This is a genomic window from Rhodococcus sp. UNC363MFTsu5.1 (assembly GCF_000686785.1).
In the GTDB taxonomy this organism is placed as follows: Bacteria; Actinomycetota; Actinomycetes; order Mycobacteriales; family Mycobacteriaceae; genus Rhodococcus_G; species Rhodococcus_G maanshanensis.
Genome location: NZ_KK366016.1, coordinates 73,586 through 89,573, shown reverse-complemented (window position 1 = coordinate 89,573; position 15,988 = coordinate 73,586). Strand labels below are relative to the sequence as shown.

The following is a 15,988-nucleotide window of genomic DNA, read 5'->3' as shown; positions in this document are numbered from 1 at the left end:
CACGGAGCGCAGGGCCCGCCACACGGGCGGTCCGCCTAGATCCAGCCGGCACCCCGCACGGCCAGGAACCGCGTGCGCGCCTCGGGGGACCACGTCGCCGCCTGTTGGGTCGCCTCCGGACGCGCGGCCCGGCGCCCGCCCCCGAGCTCGGGGAACAGCGTCCGGGTGATCTCGCGGGCGGCATCCGCCACGAGCGGTGCGAGCCGCTCCAGCGGCGCCGTCCGCGCATCCCCGCACAGCGAGAGCCCGGCCACCGGGCCCTCGTGCCCGCGGATGCCGACGCCGACGCAGGCCACCCCGCGCGCGGACTCGCCGCGTTCGAACGCCAGCCCGCGGCGCTGCCGGATCCGGTTGAGTTCCTGATGCAGGACACCGAGATCCGAGATGGTCCGGTCGGTGCAGCGATTCATCGGGCCACCGAACAGCGCGTCGACCCGTTCGGGGACGAGCCAGGCGAGCATCGCCTTCCCGCTCGCCGTGGAATGTGCGGACACCCGGCCGCCGACGCGGGACGGGATCGACGAGGCGAGCCGGCCGCCGACCTTGTCGAGGTACACGGCCTCGTGGCCGTCCAGGACCGACAGGTGCACGACCATCCCGGTCTGCAGGTGCAGCTCGTGCAGCAGCGGCGCCGCGGCCTCCCGGATCTCCGCGTTCCCGCCGTCGCCGCCACCGATCCCGAGCGCACGGCGGCCCAGCCGGTACCCGAACGAGGCGTGCTCCACCCAGTTCAGCTTCACCAGCGAATCGAGGATCCGGTGCACCGTCGATCGGGGCAGCCGGGCGCGGCAGGCCACTTCCTCCAACGTCAACCGCGCCGCCCGCCCGTCGAACGCATCGAGGATCAGGGTCATGCGTTCGACCATCGAGGGCGGCGCCTCACGGGCGTCATTGCGCACGACATGTTCCGTGACGACCGTCATGGGTCCTCCTCCGGTCCCGATCGGGGGCCGCCCGATCACCGAAACTGAAATGAATTCTGAAACAGTAGCAAGCCGTCCCGGCCGGCGGGAGTCCCCCGAGGGAATTCGTTCGGTCCCGATCACCGGGAGAGCACCGCGGCGATCGGGACCACTGGGATATGAAAGGTGGCATGCAGATCGGGATCGTGACCCCTGTGCTGATCCAGCACCCAGCGGTACGGGCGGACTGGGAGGTCGGCGCCGGCATCGACGAGGTCGCCTCGATCGCCGAGGCGGCCGACAGGCTCGGCTACCACCACCTCACCTGCAGCGAACACGTCGCGGTCCCGGCGCCGATCGCGGCCGAGCGCGGCGGCACCTACTGGGACCCCCTGGCCACCTTCGGCTTCCTGGCCGCGCGCACCCGTCGCATCCGGCTCGTCACCCAGGTGCTCGTCCTCGGATACCACCATCCGCTCGAGATCGCCAAGCGCTACGGCACCCTCGACCGGATCAGCGGCGGACGCCTCACCCTCGGCCTCGGGGTCGGCAGCCTGCGGGAGGAGTTCGACCTGCTCGACGCCCCGTTCGAGGGCCGGGGCCCCCGCGCCGACGACGCCCTGCGCGCGCTGCGGGCCTGCCTCTCGCGGCCGCGGCCGGAGTATCACGGCGAGTTCTACGACTTCGCCGACGTCGTCGTCGAACCGCACGCCCAGCAGCCGCGGGTGCCGCTGTGGATCGGCGGCCGCACCGCTCGGTCGCTGCGACGCGCGATCGAGCTCGGTGACGGCTGGGTGCCGTTCGGGCTCGGCCTGCCCGACCTCGCCGACCTGCTGGCAAAGGCGCCGGTTCCCGCCGGCATGGAGGTGGTGCTGAGCGCGGGCCGCCCCCTCGACCCGACGGGCTCGCCCGACGGGTCGGCCCGGGCGCTGACCCGGCTACGCGACGCGGGCGCCACCATCGCCAGCGCCTCGATCGCCGCCACCGGCGCCGCCCACTACGGCGAGCAACTCGAGGCGCTCAAGGAGCTCGCGGCGCCGCTCGGCGTCGAGTTCTCCTGACCCGATCTCCCAACCACAGCACTCGACATGGAGGACTCACCATGACCGACACCGAAACCCTGCTGACCGGCCTCGCCGCCCGGGTTCAGCTGCTCGAGGATCAGCTCGCCCTGATGCGGATCATCAGCGCGTACGGGCCCGCGGTCGACAGCGGCGAGAGCGCGGCGGTCGCCGGGATGTGGACCGAGGACGGCGTCTACGACGTGGACACCGGTTGCCTGCGCGGGCACAGCGAGATCGAGGCCATGGTGCAGTCCAAGCCTCACCAGTCCTACATCCACGCCGGCAGCGGCCACCTCGTCGGCCCGCCGCACATCGACGTCGACGGCGACACCGCGGTGGCCACCTGCCATTCACAGCTGGTCCTGCACGACCAGGAAACCCGGACCTACCGGGTCGCCCGGATCACCGCGAACCGCTGGGAGTTCGCCCGCATCGACGGCGAGTGGAAGGTCACGCTGCGCACCAACCGAATCCTCGACGGCCGGGCGGAGGCGCGGGAGATCCTCGCAGCCGGCGTCAAGAACTGAAATACGCTCTAGCCTCGGGACCGCCGGGCGACGGCGCGGCGGTTTCGCGAGGACGGGGCCGGGCATACGCTGGACACACTCCAGCAACGTTCCTCAGCGCGTCGTCACGCCATCGACCGACGGAGGCCCGACATGCCCGGATCCACCGCCCCCCTCACCCGCAGACGTGCGGCACGTCGGCGGGCGGGCCTCGCCACCCTCGCCGTCGCGGCCGGACTAGTGGCCGCCTGCTCCTCCGACGACGGATCCGAGCATCACCCGAGCACCACCGTCGCGCCCGAGTCCGGGGCTCCGGTGATCGCCATCGAGGACTTCACCTACAAGACCCCGCCGTCGGTGCGTGCGGGCGAAGAGGTCGTCGTGCGGAACGGCGCCGGACCGGAACACTCCGTCACCTCCGACACCGAGGGGCTGTTCGACACCCATGTCGACGGCAACGAGTCCGCCACCTTCACGGCGCCGACCACCCCGGGTGCGTACACGTTCCACTGCGTCTATCACCCCGAGATGTACAGCATCCTCATCGTCGAGTGAGACCCGCACCAGATCCGAAAGCCCCACATCCGCAACGGGTGTCGCGGCCGACTCTCGGTCACCGGGATCCATCGACCCGAGCCTCCTCCCCCAGGCGAGACTGGAACGAAATACCAATTTCGTGGGCAATGCGGCCCAGAGGGAGGACCCAGATGGGTGAATCAGTGAGCTTGGACGGCCGGACGGCCGTCATCACAGGCGCGGGCGCCGGACTCGGGCGCGCGGAGGCCCTCGCCCTCGCCGCGGCCGGTGCTCGCGTCGTCGTCAACGACATGGGTCAGGCCGCGCACGACGTCGCAGACGAGATCAAGGCCGCGGGCGGACAGGCGATCGCCGTCACCGGCGACGTGTCCGACTGGTCCCTCGGCGGCCGCCTGGTCGCGGAGGCCGTCTCGAGCTTCGGCTCGTTCGACATCCTCGTCAACAACGCGGGCATCCTGCGCGACAAGATGATCTTCAACCTGTCCGAATCCGATTGGGACGACGTCATCCGCGTGCACCTCAAGGGCCACGCTGCGACATCGCACGCTGCCGCCGTGCACTGGCGCGCGGCCAGCAAGGCCGCGGGGGGCCCGGTCTTCGGCCGCGTCATCAACACCTCCTCCGAGGCGTTCCTCTTCGGCGCCGCCGGTCAGCCGAACTACTCGGCCGCGAAGGCAGGCATCACCGCGCTGACGCTGTCCACCGCGCAGGGCCTGGCCCGCTACGGCGTCACCGCCAATGCGATCTGCCCGCGTGCCAGGACCGCGATGACCGCCGAGGCATTCGGCGAGGCCGCCGTTGCCGACGACCTCGATCCGCTCGCCCCCGAGCGCGTCGGCACCCTGGTCAGCTACCTGGCCTCCCCGGCCTCGCGCGAGATCACCGGCCAGGTCTTCGTCGTCTACGGCAAGATGGTCGCACTCATGGCGTCCCCCAAGGTCGAGAACCGTTTCGACGCAAGCGGTTCCGCATTCACGGTCGACGAGCTGGACCAGCAACTGTCGTCGTACTTCACCGGGCGCGGCCAGTACGAGACCTACTCCGCGTACAGCGTCGCGGAACTGGAGAAGGCCGCACTGGCCGTCGACTGATCTGCCCATCACGAAGGAGCACGGCATGAGGCTTGCAGGCAAGGTCGCGATCGTCACCGGCGGCGCCGGTGGCATCGGCCGCGGCATCGTCCGGGCGTTCACCAAGGAGGGTGCGCGGATCCTGATCGTCGACATCGACGACGATGCCGGTAAGGCACTCGAGAACGAACTCGACGGGGCCGGAAGGTTTTTGAATGCCGACATCTCTGAGGAGGAGAGCGCGGCCGCGATCGTCGCGGCCGCGATCGAGGCGTTCGGCAGGGTCGACATCCTGGTCAACAACGCCCACGCCTCCCGTCAGGCACCCCTGCTCGAGACCACAAAGGACATGCTCGACCTGTCCTTTGGCACCGGCTTCTATCCGACCTTCTGGCTGATGAAGGCCTGCCATCCGCAGCTCAAGGCGAACCAGGGCTCGGTGATCAACTTCGCCTCCGGCGCCGGGATCGAGGGCCAGCCGACGCAGGGCTCGTACGGCGCGGCCAAGGAGGCGATCCGGGCCATCAGCCGTGTCGCTGCCAACGAGTGGGCCCCGGACGACATCAACGTCAACGTCATCTCCCCGCTCGCCATGACCGAGGGCGTCCGGGCCTACATCGATGCGAACCCCGGCATCGAGGACGCGCTCCTTGCCAAGACTCCCCTGCGCCGGTTCGGCGATCCCGAGTCGGACATCGGGCGGGCCGCGGTGTTCCTCGCCAGCGCGGACGCCGACTACATGACCGGCCAGACCCTCATGGTCGACGGCGGCAGCATCAAACTGCGCTGACGCGCCTGTGAGTCCTTCCGGTCCCCTTGGGGGCCAGAAGGACTCACGGGCAGCGTGCCGCCTAGCAGGTCTGCTGGGTCTCGTCGCCCGCGAGGAGCGCATCGGTGAACTCCTGCGCGTCGGACCGCGACGCCGCGACCGCGGCCCGGTGGTCCGCGCCGTCATAGGTCCGGTAGTCGAGCTCGGCGCCCTTCTCGCACAGCTGCTTCACCAGGACCTGCGAGGCGGCGGGCGTGACGAGGGCGTCCGCGGTGCCCTGCGCGAACAACACCGGGACCTTGGGGTCGGCGTTCGCGGGCTCCTGCTCGGCGAGGTAGTCCGTCCACGGCCCGAGGTCCGCACCCGGACGGATCACCGAGTTCACCTGGATGTCACCGATGGCCGCGCGGATGTCGGCGATGCACCCGGTGCGGGCGGCCCGCATCAGCGGCTCTGCGGCCGGGGTCACGATCTCCTCCGGCACCACCGCCGGGTCCGCCGCCGCCGCACCGAGCAGGGTGATCGGCAGGAAGGACAGCACCGGGGCCACCGCCTGGCTGCCGCTCGCGACGTACTGCGGGGTCTGACTCAGGCCGCTACCCGGCGCGACCGCGATCGCGCCGAGCAGGGTCAGTTCCGGCGCCCGGCCCACCGCCTGATCGGACGCGCTGATCGCCGCCGCACCGCCCTGGCTGTGCCCGCCGACAAACCACCTGTCGCCCACCGACGGATCGAGATGCCGTGCCGCCCTGGCGATATCGGTGACCGCGTTCGACTCGGAGGTCGCGTTCAGGTACGTGTGATCCCCTGGGGTGCCCATGCCCTCGTAGTCGGTCTGGAGCACCGCGTAGCCGTTCTCGACCCACTGGTCGAGGGTCGCACTGACGAGGCCGACGTAGTCGTGCACGGCGCCGTCGACCGTGTCGCCCGACGGCGCGCAGGTGTCCGCGATACCGGTCGTCCCGTGGGCCCAGCTGATCACCGGCCAGCCGCCGTCGGGCGCGGTCCCCGACGGGATCGCCACCGTACCGGAGACGACGATCGGCTCACCCGCGCCGTTCTGCGATGCGTAGGTGATCAGCTCGCTGCGGGCGGCGCTCGGCAGCACCGCCGCGTTGGTGAGGGGCGCCGAGGAGAGCACGTCGCCGGCGCGCGGCGACGAACCGGCATCCTCTCCCCCACCCGAGGAACAACCGGTCACGGCGATGGCGGTGACCGCCAGTGCACCTATCATTCGGAACGAAACAGCTGGACGAGGGTGACGCATGGCGGCCTCCGAGCATGCGGTGGAGCGGATCGCCCCAGATGTGATTTAAGAAGGGCCTCTTAGTACCGTGGCGCACACACCCATGTCAACGAGTCGTCTCACTCTGGTGAGGGCCGCTGAACAACTCGTGGCCGAGCGGGGCCTGCACGGTGTCCGCGCGAGCGAGGTCGTCAAGGCCGCCGGACACAAGAACAACTCGGCGGTCACCTACCACTTCGGATCCTGGGAGGGCCTGCTCGAGGCGGTGTGGCAGCTCCACACCGAGCCGGTCAACGAGGACCGCGCGGCATTCATCGCGTCGGCGCGGGCGAGCGGTGACTTCACGCTGCCCACGATGGTCGAGGCTTACGTCGGCCCGCTCGTCGCCGAGCTGCGCAGGCAGCGGCCCAGCTATTGGGCGCGCTTCAGTGAACAGTGGCTGGCGGGCATCCGGCTCGATTTCTTCGCGCTCGACGACGCGGAGGCCGCCCGGCAGCCGCACACGGACGCGGTCATGGTTGTGCACGGGCTGTTCACGGACATCGCGGGCGAGTTGACCCAGATACCGGAGTCGACACGGCCGAGGAGGGTCGCGCTGATGGCACGGTTCGTGATCGGGGCCCTCGCGGCCTGGGAGCGCGAGCCAACAGCCGAGGCGGCACAGGACCTCGACTCCCTCGAGCCCGAGCTGATCCGCATGGCGGTCGCACTACTCGCGGCCGAGTGAGGCGCTGCGCGCCCGTGCGCGGTTGAGGAGTCCATGCACTCGTCAACCGCGCACGGGCGGCGGAGCCGCCTAGATCATCGCGCGGTGGATCCCCTGCGGCTCGCCGCCGAGCTGGGTGAGCGCCGAGGAGTGGAAGATCGAGCCCGGCACGTGGATCGCGTGGGCGATGCCGGCGTGTGCGTCCCGGAAGAAGCGCTGCATCGGGAACTTGTAGTGCAGCGCGCCTCCGCCCGAGCGCGCGAAGATCTCGTCCACCGCGCGCACCGCACGCCAGGCCGCCGCGGTCTGAGTACGACGCCCGATGGCACGCGCCTCGAAGTCGATCTCCTTGCCCGCCTCCGTCATGTCCCAGAACCGGTCGACGGTCTCGAGCAGGGCGGCGCGGGACGCGGCGATCTCGGCCGCGGCCTCGCCGATCGCGTAGAGGACGTACGGATCCTCCTTGATCTTGGTGCCGGTGATCGCGACGCGGTCCTTCTGCGCGGCGATGTGGCAGGCCAGCGCGCCCTCGGCGATGCCGACGACCGCCGAGGTGATGCCGAGCGGGAACATGCAGGAGAACGGCATGTTGTACAGCGTCTCGGTGCGGCCCGCCTTCTTCACCGCGGTGCCGTCCATCACCTCCGAGGCCAGCATCGTGCGGTAGCTCGGGATGAAGGCGTCCTTGACGATCAGGTCCTTGGACCCGGTGCCGCGGAGTCCGATGACATCCCAGGAGTCGGCGACGATCTGGTAGTCCGACCGCGGCAGGATCACGTGCAGCGGCACCGGCGGCATCACCGGCGCGCCGTTCTCGTCGCCGAGCAGGGCGCCGAGGAACGCCCACTGGCAGTGATCGGTGCCCGAGGAGAACGACCAGCGACCGTTGAGGACATAGCCCCCGTCGACGGCCTTGGCGACGCCCATCGGCGCGTACGGTGACGCCACCCAGGTGTCCTGGTCCGCGCCCCAGATCTCTTCCTGCACCTTCGGGTCGGCGAAGGCCAGCTCCCACGGGTGGACGCCGACGATGCCGGTGACCCATCCAGCGGCGCCGTCCATCGCGGCGATGCTCATGACCGTCTCGGCGAACTCACGCGGGTGGACCTCGAGCCCACCGTGCTGCTTCGGCTGCAGCATGCGGATCGCCCCCGACTCACGCAGCCGCTTCGCGGAGGTGTCGGTCAGCCGCATGAGCCGGTCGCCCTCCACACCCTCGGCGCGGATCTCCTCCGCGAACTGCTCGATCCGATCCTGGACCTGACCCATTGATTGCCTCCCACTGCCGTGGCGTCGGTAGCGCGCCGTCGTCAATCGAACACCATCGTGCACCCGGCCGGGCCGGTTCGGCGAGACGAACCCGTCGCTTGGGAAAGAACCTCCCTCGCCGCGAACTCAGCGCCCGCGATGATCGGTGATCGGGGTGCGCGGCCCGAACTTGGGCTTGACCGCCTGGCCGCTGACCTGGAGCAGCCGGACCACCCGATGCCGGTGCGGCCGGACCGATTCGAGGTACTCGACCATCTCCGCGTCGTCCAGCGGGCGGCCGAGCAGTGACCACCCGACGATCGCGGACAGGTGAAAGTCGCCCACCGAGAGGGCGTCGGCGTCGCCGAGGGCTCGCTGGGCGACCTCCGCCGCCGTCCACTCCCCGATCCCAGGGACGACCCGGAGCCGGGCCGCCGCGTCCGGAGCTGCCATCGCCGCGGACTCCTCCAGCCGATTCGCCACCGCCGCAGCGGTGACAATGGCGCGGGAGCGGCGCGGATCAACGCCCGCCCGATGGAACTCCCACGACGGGATCCGGCGCCACACCTCGGCCGGGGGTGGCACCCGCATTCCGTCCGGTGCCGGGCCCGGCGCGGGCGCGCCGTAGCGGGTGACCAGCCGCCGCCAGGACGCGTGGGCCGCCACGGTGTGCACCCGCTGCTCCAGGATCGCGGGCACCAACGCCTCGAACACCCGGCCGGTGCGGGGGATGCGGAGCCCGGGGAAGCGCCGATGCGCCTCGGCCACCTTCGGGTGCTCGGGCGCGAAGCCGGCGGTGTCGTCCGCCTCACCGAGCAGGTCGGCCAGGGTGGTCTCGAACTCACCAGCGCCCGGTCCCCAGGCCCGGCAGGACACCGTGGTCGCGCCCGCCTGGGTCAACCGATAGGTCACCGCGCCGGTCGGCATCAGCGACGTCCGCCAGAGCGCACCGTCGGCGGTTGTCCGGTGACAGGGGTCGTAGGGGCCGCGGCCGAGCGGGGCGAGCGTGCTGGCCAGCGCCAGCGGTCGGGTGCTGACCAGCGTCATCTCCACCACATCGGGGTGCGCGGCTGGGGTGGTCATCCCCCGACGATAGGTCGCCCACTGCCGCCCGACACGCGCGGCCTCACGACCCACCACCCGGCTATCGCGTGCCGAACACCTTCTCGAACTTGGCCGTGTCGCCCGCGGTCTGGATCTTGACGACCTTCCCGTCCCGGTAGGTCAGAACGTCGGCGGAGTCCCAACTCTCCCCGCCCGCGCTCACCTGGGTCAGGACCACGACCCTCTCCTCGTCGCCGAGAAAGTGCTGGGGCGTGGTGGTCAGAGACTTCTCGGCCAACTTCGCCCACAACCCGCCGACCTCGACCTTGCCGTGATAGGTGCCGGAGACCGCGCTGTTGCCCGGCACTATCCACTCGAGGTCGTCCGCGAGGTCGGCCATCGCCGCCTCCGCGTCGCCGGCCGTGAACGCCGCGTACCCCTTCTTCGCGATCTCGATGTTCTGCTCACCTGACATGAGACACCTCCCGTGTCCTGTCGTTCTCCGATGAGACCGACAGGTCCAGTCAAGCAACGGGCACCCGGCGTGTACATGTCATCCGCCGATTGGTCGGATCCGTCAGCCCTCACCCCGGTACGAGGCCGCCGACCGCCCGTGACCCGCCTCGCGGGTGATGTGATCGACCAGCGGCTGCGTCCGGTACTTCACCGGCGTCGTCAGGGCGAGCGTGGTGGTCGTGTGCGCGACACCGTCGAGACCCAGGATGCTCTCGAGCACGTGCAGCAGCTCCTCGTGCGAGGGCGCCGCGATGCGGATCAGCAGGTCCTCGCGACCGGTCGTGGTGTGCACCTCCAGCACCTCCGGCACCCCGCGCAGGTCCTCGATGACGTCCTGGATGCGGCCCTGCTCCAGCTCGGCACCGACGAAGGCCTGCACCGGCAGCCCGAGGGTGGGCAGGTCGACGTCAGGGCGGTATCCGGTGACCACCCCGGTCTCCTCCAGCCGCCGCATCCGGGAGGCGATGGTGTTCCTGGCGACGCCGAGGCGGGCGGCCAGCTCCATCACCCCGGCGCGCGGATCCTCGGTGAGCAGTTTGAGCAGCGAGGCGTCGAGCCGATCGATGCTGATCACAATGTCGACCTCATTCCAGTGTCGTGGGTCACAACTGATCATATCCGTCAGCTCATTCAATGGGTGTTGACGGTCCCGCCACCTGGGCAAATCATTGCTACACCCCATGCCCGATTAATGCGCGCAACGTGACCCGATGCGGCAAAGGAACGGTGGACCGCGATGACTGAACTGGCCGATCGTCCCGTCACCCCGACGGCGACGCTGCCCGCCCCGTACGACCTCGACGACCGCTACCGGTCCGGGTCGGGCCCGGTGCTGCTGACCGGCGTCCAGGCGATCGCGCGCCAGCTCGTCGAGCAGCACGTGCACGACATCCGCGCGGGCCGACGGGTCGCGACCTTCGTCTCCGGCTACCAGGGCAGCCCGCTCGGCGGCGTCGACAAGATGCTGCACGGGATGCCGCAGGTGCTCGCCGAGCACGACATCACCTTCGTGCCCGGATTCAACGAGGAGCTCGCCGCCACCGCGGTCTGGGGCAGCCAGGCGGACCTGCCCGCAGGGAAGGCGACGCACGACGGCGTCATCGGTGTCTGGTACGGCAAGGGCCCCGGGGTCGATCGCGCCACCGATGCGCTGCGGCACGCGAACATGTACGGGGTGAATCCCAAGGGCGGGGTGCTGCTGCTGGTCGGCGACGACCCCGCCTCCAAGTCCTCCACCGTCCCCGCGGTCAGCGAGCGGTCCCTCGCGGCGCTGGGGATCCCGGTGTTGTTCCCGCGCAACGCCGAAGAGATGATCACGATGGGCATGCACGGCGTCGCGCTGTCGCGCGCCTCCGGCTGCCTGGTCGCGCTGAAGGTCGTCGCTGATGTCGCCGACGGCGCCTGGACCGTCGACGGCAGGGTGTCGAACATCGACATCACCGTCCCCGAGATCGAATGGGAGGGTAAGCCGTTCGTCTACAAGCAGCGCCCGATGGCGGTGCCGACGGACAGCGTCATCGCCGAGGCCGACCTGTACGGGCCCCGCTGGGAGGTGGTGCGCGCCTACGGCGCCGCGAACGATCTCGATGTGATCGAGGTCGACCCCACGGGCGCGACGATCGGCTTCGCCGCCACCGGCACCACCTTCGACTCGCTGCGCCAGGGCCTGCTCGACCTCGGCGTCGACGAGGCCGCGCTGCACGCCGCCGGGATCCGGCTGCTGCGCATCGGCATGCCGACCCCGCTCGGCCCGCAGAAGGTCAGGGAGTTCGCCGCCGGCCTCGAGCAGCTGATCGTGGTCGAGGACAAGACGGCCTTCATCGAGACGCAGATCCGCGAGATCCTCTACGGCACCGAGCACACCCCGCAGATCCTCGGCAAGCGCGACGCCGCGGGGCGGCCGCTGATGCCCGTCGACGGTGAGCTGACCGCTGGCCGGCTGCTCGGCCCGCTGCGTCGGGTACTGAAGAACCGTGTGGAGCTGAAAAAGGCTCTGCCACCGCAGCTCTCGCTCGAGGTGCTGTCCGCCACCCGTACCCCGTACTTCTGCAGCGGGTGCCCACACAACCGCTCCACGGCACTGCCCGAGGGTTCGATCGGCGGCGGCGGCATCGGCTGCCACACCATGGTCACCATCTCCAATCGCGAGGACAGCGCCGTCACCGGGCTGACCCAGATGGGAGGCGAGGGCAGCCAGTGGATCGGCCAGGCCCCGTTCACCGACGTCAAGCACCTGTTCCAGAACGTCGGCGACGGCACCTTCTTCCACTCCGGCCAGCTCGCCGTGCAGGCCTGCGTCGCGGCAGGCGTGAACATCACCTACAAGCTGCTCTACAACGACGTCGTCGCCATGACCGGAGCCCAGGACGCCGAGGGCGCGCTGTCCGTCGCGAAGCTCACCCACAAGCTCACCACCGAGGGCGTCAAGCGGATCATCATCTGTGCCGACGATCCCAAGCGGCACAACAAGAGGCAGCTCGCCAAGGGCACCAAGCTGTGGCACCGCGACCGCCTCGACGAGGCGCAGAAGGAGCTGCGCGAGGTCGAGGGCGTCACCGTGCTGATCTACGACCAGCACTGCGCCGCCGACGCCCGCCGCCAGCGCAAGCGCGGCACCCTGCCGACCCGCAACACCCGCGTGATCATCAACGAGGCCGTCTGCGAGGGGTGCGGCGACTGCGGGACCAAGAGCAACTGCCTGTCGGTGCAGCCGGTAGACACCGAGTTCGGCCGCAAGACCCGGATCGACCAGACCTCGTGCAACACCGACTACACCTGCCTGGACGGCGACTGCCCGTCGTTCGTCACGGTCGAGGTGGTGCCGGGTAAGAAGAAGTCCGCCCGGGCCGAGCGCCCCGTGCCGCCGCTCGCGGCCGACCCGGACCTCGGCGAGCTGACCTCGACGCAGAACGTCTTCCTCGCGGGCATCGGCGGCACCGGCATCGTCACGGTCAACCAGGTGCTCGCCACCGCCGCGCTGCGCGCCGGCTACGAGGTGGAGTCCCTTGACCAGATCGGCCTCAGCCAGAAGGCCGGACCGGTGGTCTCGCACCTGCGCTTCTCCCCTGGCGCACTGGAGCCGTCGAACCGGCTGACGCCGGGCAGCGCCGACTGCATCGTCGCCTTCGACCTGCTCACCGCCACCGACAACAAGAACCTGGGCTACGGCAGCGCGGCCGCCACGGTCGCGGTGGCATCGACCAGCCAGACCCCCACCGGCGACATGGTCTACGACAAGTCCGTCCGGTACCCGGACGAGCAGGGACTGCTCGACCGCCTCGGCTCGGCATCGAAGTCGCTCACCGCGTTCGACGCGCTGGCCGCCGCCCAGGAGTTGTTCGGCAACACCGCCGCCGCGAACTTCCTGCTGATCGGCGCGGCCTTCCAGAGCGGTGGCCTGAGGCTGCCCGCCGAGGCCATCGAGGAGGCCATCGGCATCAACGGCATCGCGGTCGCCGCGAACATCGACGCCTTCCGCTGGGGTCGGGTCGCCCTCGCCGATCCGGATGCGTTCGCCGCGGTCACCTCGCGGGTCGCGCGCACCCCCGCCGTCGCACCGGCGCACCTGCTCGCCGACAGCACCTTTGACGGTGAGGTCCGCAGGCTGGTGGAGCTTCGCGCCGGCGAGCTGGTCGAGTTCCAGAACGCGAAGGTCGCGCGCCGGTACATCGACGCCGTGCAATCCATCTGGGCCGCGGAGCGCTCGGTCACCGACCGGACGGAGTTCAGCGAGGCCGTTGCCCGCGGGCTGTTCAAGTTCACCGCGTACAAGGACGAGTACGAGGTCGCGCGGATGCTGGTCGATCCCGCCTTCCTCGAGGACGTCGCGTCCCAGGTCCCCGGTGGCGAGAACCTCACCTACAAGCTGCACCCGCCCGCACTGCGGGCACTGGGCCGCAAGAAGAAGATCGGCCTCCGACCGAAGTCACATGTGGCACTGAAGATGCTGGCCAAGGGCAAGGTGCTCCGCGGGACCAAGCTCGACCCGTTCGGCTACGCCCATGTCCGCAAGGTCGAGCGCGAACTGCTGGCGCACTACACCGCGACGGTGCTGCGACTCGCGGACGGACTGGACGCGGGCAACTACGACAACGCCACCGAGATCGCCGCGCTGCCCGACGTCGTCCGCGGCTACGAGGACGTCAAGCTCGGCAACGTCGAGCTCTACTGGGAGCGGCTGCGCGAGCTGGGAATCGAGCGGTAACAACGGAGTTCCGCTCCCGCAGAGGGCATCCGGTGGTCGTCTTCCCCGACCGACCACCGGATGCCCTCTCTCGCACTCGGCGGCGCGAATTCAGGATGGGATGTCTCAGGGCTGGAACACGATCCGTCCCACGGTGGTGCCGTCGCCGAGCCTGCCGATGCCGTCGGCCACCTCGGCGAGCGAGAGCCGCTCGCTGATCAGCGGCTTGATCGCCCCCTCGTCGGCGAGCCGGGTCAGCTCGACGTGGCAGTCGTCGATGGCCTGCTGGTTGTACGCCTTGTACAGGCCCCAGTGCAGCCCGATGATCGAGTAGTTCTTGATCAGTGCGTGGTTGAGGGCCGGCTGCGGAATGGTGCCACCCGCGAACCCGATCACGATGATCCGGCCCTCGAAGGCGATGCACTTGGTGGACTTCGTGTAGGCGTCGCCGCCGACCGGGTCGAACACCACGTCTGCGCCGCGGCCGCCGGTGAAGTCCTTGACCACGGACATGATGTCCTCGGTGTGCCGGTCGATCACCAGGTCCGCGCCGAGCCTGCGGCAGTACTCGGCCTTCTCGGGCCCGCCGACCACCCCGATCACCGTGGCTCCCGCGGCCTTGCCCAGTTGCACGGCCGCGCTCCCCACCCCGCCCGCGGCGGCGTGGACGAGCAGGGTCTCGCCCGGCTGCAGCTGGGTGCGGCGGTGCAGCGCGAACCAGCCCGTCTGGTAGCCGATGCTCAGCGCGGACGCCTCGGCGTCGTCAAGGGAGGCGGGCGCGGGGAAGGTGTTCGCCTCCTCCAGCACCGCCAGCTCCGCGAATCCGCCACCGGGCAGGCTCGGGTTACCGATCACCCGGTCCCCGACCGCAAACGCGGTGACACCGTCGCCGACCGCGACCACCTCACCACACAGCTCGACGCCGGGGGTGAAGGGCAGCGGTGGCTTGATCTGGTACTCGCCGCGACACAGCAGCACGTCGGGGAAGTTCGCGGGCGCCGCCAGCACCCGGACCATGAGCTGGCGCGGGCCGGGTGCGGGTTCGGCGATCTCCTCGAGCCTCAGTACGTCGCGGGGTTCGCCGAGTTCGTTGACGCGCCAAGCCTTCATGTTGCTTCTCCTGACAACTACGTCGATTGGGTGATGGGTGAGAATCGATCAGATCCCGGCGTCCGCCGCGACCTCGCGGGCCCTGCGGACGAGCGCGTCGATCTGTTCGGCGGTCGGGGTGCCCGCGGCCGCCCTGTTCTGTGGGTTCTCCCTGGCCCGGCGCATCACGCCCTCCGCGATGACCGCGATCTTCCACAGGCCGAGCACGTGCCAGAACTTCAACGCCTCGGCGTCGCGTCCGGTCTCGGCCAGGTAGAGCCGGGCGAGCTCCGCACGGGTGGGGAAGCCTGCCAGCGTCGACGCCGGGAAGTCGCCGACCGCGTCCTCCCCCGGCTCCGGCCAGTAGGCGAGCATGCTGCCCATGTCGGCCAGCGGGTCACCGAGCGTGGACAGCTCCCAGTCCAGGGCCCCGACCACCTCGCCGGTCTCGTGCGAGACGATCACGTTGCGCAGGTGGAAGTCTCCGTGCACCAGTGCGATCTCGCTCTGCTCCGGGACCTCCCCGGCCAGCCGCCTGGTGAGGTCGTCGAGCTCGGGCAGTTCGCGGGTCTTGGACACCTCCCACTGACCGGACCACCGCTTGAGCTGGCGCTGGGCGTACGGCTTGTGGCTGGCGAGGTCGGTCAGGCCGGTCGCCTCGAGGTCCACGGCATGGATTTTGGCCAGGGCCGGCGGCAGCGAGACCCCGATGGCCCTGCGCCGCTGCGGGGCAAGCGATTCCACGATCGGCATGGTGTCGACGACCTGGCCGTCGAGGAACTCCATCAACACCAGCGGCACCTCGGACACCGACGGGTCCTGTGCGACCCCGAAGATCCGGGGCACCGGCACCTCGGTCTCGGCGAGCGCGGCCATGATCCGCGCCTCGCGCGCCACGTCGTGCGCCGAGGCGAGCAGGTGCCCCAACGGCGGGCGTCGCAGAACCCACCTGCGCTCCTCCGCATCCCGGACCAGGAAGGTCAGGTTCGACTGGCCCAGCCCGATCCGGTCGAAGGTCAACGGGGCGGTGAACCCCACCCCGAGCGAGCCGAACCAGCGCGTCACCGCGGCCGGGTCGAGCCCGACGGCCTCGCGCACCTCGGGCACC

At 70.3% G+C, this 15,988-nt stretch carries 15 protein-coding genes; 7 read left to right on the top strand and 8 right to left on the bottom strand.

The features are described from left to right. Positions 1 to 35 precede the first annotated feature (35 nt). Positions 36 to 923, bottom strand: coding sequence for an IclR family transcriptional regulator (locus BR31_RS0126550; protein ID WP_027503596.1), 888 nt, complete (start codon positions 921 to 923; stop codon positions 36 to 38). Positions 924 to 1,093: 170 nt separating this feature from the next. On the opposite strand from BR31_RS0126550, the gene BR31_RS0126545 reads away from it, so the two are divergent. From BR31_RS0126545 to BR31_RS0126525, 5 genes are all read left to right on the top strand, one after another. Next, complete coding sequence (locus BR31_RS0126545; protein ID WP_027503595.1) at positions 1,094 to 1,963, top strand: LLM class F420-dependent oxidoreductase; 870 nt, start codon at positions 1,094 to 1,096, stop codon at positions 1,961 to 1,963. A 41-nt stretch (positions 1,964 to 2,004) separates the two neighbouring features. Beyond that, positions 2,005 to 2,493 carry a nuclear transport factor 2 family protein gene (locus BR31_RS0126540; RefSeq protein ID WP_027503594.1) on the top strand — a complete coding sequence of 163 codons (489 nt, stop codon included), beginning with the start codon at positions 2,005 to 2,007 and terminating at the stop codon, positions 2,491 to 2,493. Between the two features lie 132 nt (positions 2,494 to 2,625). Beyond that, positions 2,626 to 3,027, top strand: a complete 402-nt coding sequence (locus BR31_RS30850; protein ID WP_051637766.1) for a cupredoxin domain-containing protein — start codon at positions 2,626 to 2,628, stop codon at positions 3,025 to 3,027. A gap of 152 nt (positions 3,028 to 3,179) precedes the next feature. Next, positions 3,180 to 4,100: a 3-oxoacyl-ACP reductase gene (locus tag BR31_RS0126530; RefSeq protein ID WP_027503593.1), complete on the top strand. Its 921-nt coding sequence runs from the start codon at positions 3,180 to 3,182 to the stop codon at positions 4,098 to 4,100. 25 nt (positions 4,101 to 4,125) lie between these two features. Further along, the gene (locus tag BR31_RS0126525) at positions 4,126 to 4,869 is read left to right on the top strand and encodes an SDR family NAD(P)-dependent oxidoreductase (RefSeq protein WP_027503592.1); all 744 of its coding nucleotides are present in this window, start codon (positions 4,126 to 4,128) and stop codon (positions 4,867 to 4,869) included. A 61-nt stretch (positions 4,870 to 4,930) separates the two neighbouring features. Here BR31_RS0126525 and BR31_RS0126520 read toward each other — a convergent pair whose 3' ends face one another. Then, positions 4,931 to 6,082, bottom strand: a complete 1,152-nt coding sequence (locus BR31_RS0126520; RefSeq protein ID WP_027503591.1) for an alpha/beta hydrolase family protein — start codon at positions 6,080 to 6,082, stop codon at positions 4,931 to 4,933. 139 nt (positions 6,083 to 6,221) lie between these two features. Between BR31_RS0126520 and BR31_RS0126515 the strand changes: the two genes are divergently transcribed. Then, positions 6,222 to 6,821, top strand: a complete 600-nt coding sequence (locus tag BR31_RS0126515) for a TetR family transcriptional regulator (RefSeq protein WP_231496711.1) — start codon at positions 6,222 to 6,224, stop codon at positions 6,819 to 6,821. A 69-nt stretch (positions 6,822 to 6,890) separates the two neighbouring features. Here BR31_RS0126515 and BR31_RS0126510 read toward each other — a convergent pair whose 3' ends face one another. From BR31_RS0126510 to BR31_RS0126495, 4 genes are all read right to left on the bottom strand, one after another. Then, positions 6,891 to 8,069, bottom strand: coding sequence for an acyl-CoA dehydrogenase family protein (locus BR31_RS0126510; protein ID WP_027503589.1), 1,179 nt, complete (start codon positions 8,067 to 8,069; stop codon positions 6,891 to 6,893). Positions 8,070 to 8,195: 126 nt separating this feature from the next. After that, positions 8,196 to 9,131, bottom strand: a complete 936-nt coding sequence (locus BR31_RS0126505; protein ID WP_027503588.1) for a DNA-3-methyladenine glycosylase family protein — start codon at positions 9,129 to 9,131, stop codon at positions 8,196 to 8,198. Between the two features lie 61 nt (positions 9,132 to 9,192). After that, positions 9,193 to 9,567, bottom strand: a complete 375-nt coding sequence (locus BR31_RS0126500) for a nuclear transport factor 2 family protein (RefSeq protein ID WP_027503587.1) — start codon at positions 9,565 to 9,567, stop codon at positions 9,193 to 9,195. A 102-nt stretch (positions 9,568 to 9,669) separates the two neighbouring features. Continuing rightward, entirely contained in the window at positions 9,670 to 10,182 is a 513-nt protein-coding gene (locus BR31_RS0126495; protein ID WP_027503586.1) for an Lrp/AsnC family transcriptional regulator, read from the bottom strand. 162 nt (positions 10,183 to 10,344) lie between these two features. On the opposite strand from BR31_RS0126495, the gene BR31_RS0126490 reads away from it, so the two are divergent. Further along, positions 10,345 to 13,812: an indolepyruvate ferredoxin oxidoreductase family protein gene (locus tag BR31_RS0126490; RefSeq protein ID WP_027503585.1), complete on the top strand. Its 3,468-nt coding sequence runs from the start codon at positions 10,345 to 10,347 to the stop codon at positions 13,810 to 13,812. Positions 13,813 to 13,917: 105 nt separating this feature from the next. On the opposite strand, the gene BR31_RS0126485 is transcribed toward BR31_RS0126490, so the two are convergent. Both BR31_RS0126485 and BR31_RS0126480 read right to left on the bottom strand, forming a co-directional pair. After that, positions 13,918 to 14,901: an NADPH:quinone oxidoreductase family protein gene (locus BR31_RS0126485; RefSeq protein WP_027503584.1), complete on the bottom strand. Its 984-nt coding sequence runs from the start codon at positions 14,899 to 14,901 to the stop codon at positions 13,918 to 13,920. 48 nt (positions 14,902 to 14,949) lie between these two features. Continuing rightward, the gene (locus tag BR31_RS0126480) at positions 14,950 to 15,987 is read right to left on the bottom strand and encodes a phosphotransferase (RefSeq protein ID WP_231496715.1); all 1,038 of its coding nucleotides are present in this window, start codon (positions 15,985 to 15,987) and stop codon (positions 14,950 to 14,952) included. Position 15,988: the final 1 nt, after the last annotated feature.

Excerpts from the sequence above, each read along its gene's own strand:
- BR31_RS0126550 (WP_027503596.1), bottom strand. The coding sequence starts at position 923 with ATGACGGTCGTCACGGAACATGTCGTGCGCAATGACGCCCGTGAGGCG.
- BR31_RS0126545 (WP_027503595.1), top strand. The coding sequence starts at position 1,094 with ATGCAGATCGGGATCGTGACCCCTGTGCTGATCCAGCACCCAGCGGTA.
- BR31_RS0126540 (WP_027503594.1), top strand. The coding sequence starts at position 2,005 with ATGACCGACACCGAAACCCTGCTGACCGGCCTCGCCGCCCGGGTTCAG.
- BR31_RS30850 (WP_051637766.1), top strand. The coding sequence starts at position 2,626 with ATGCCCGGATCCACCGCCCCCCTCACCCGCAGACGTGCGGCACGTCGG.
- BR31_RS0126530 (WP_027503593.1), top strand. The coding sequence starts at position 3,180 with ATGGGTGAATCAGTGAGCTTGGACGGCCGGACGGCCGTCATCACAGGC.
- BR31_RS0126525 (WP_027503592.1), top strand. The coding sequence starts at position 4,126 with ATGAGGCTTGCAGGCAAGGTCGCGATCGTCACCGGCGGCGCCGGTGGC.
- BR31_RS0126520 (WP_027503591.1), bottom strand. The coding sequence starts at position 6,082 with ATGATAGGTGCACTGGCGGTCACCGCCATCGCCGTGACCGGTTGTTCC.
- BR31_RS0126510 (WP_027503589.1), bottom strand. The coding sequence starts at position 8,069 with ATGGGTCAGGTCCAGGATCGGATCGAGCAGTTCGCGGAGGAGATCCGC.
- BR31_RS0126505 (WP_027503588.1), bottom strand. The coding sequence starts at position 9,131 with ATGACCACCCCAGCCGCGCACCCCGATGTGGTGGAGATGACGCTGGTC.
- BR31_RS0126500 (WP_027503587.1), bottom strand. The coding sequence starts at position 9,567 with ATGTCAGGTGAGCAGAACATCGAGATCGCGAAGAAGGGGTACGCGGCG.
- BR31_RS0126490 (WP_027503585.1), top strand. The coding sequence starts at position 10,345 with ATGACTGAACTGGCCGATCGTCCCGTCACCCCGACGGCGACGCTGCCC.
- BR31_RS0126485 (WP_027503584.1), bottom strand. The coding sequence starts at position 14,901 with ATGAAGGCTTGGCGCGTCAACGAACTCGGCGAACCCCGCGACGTACTG.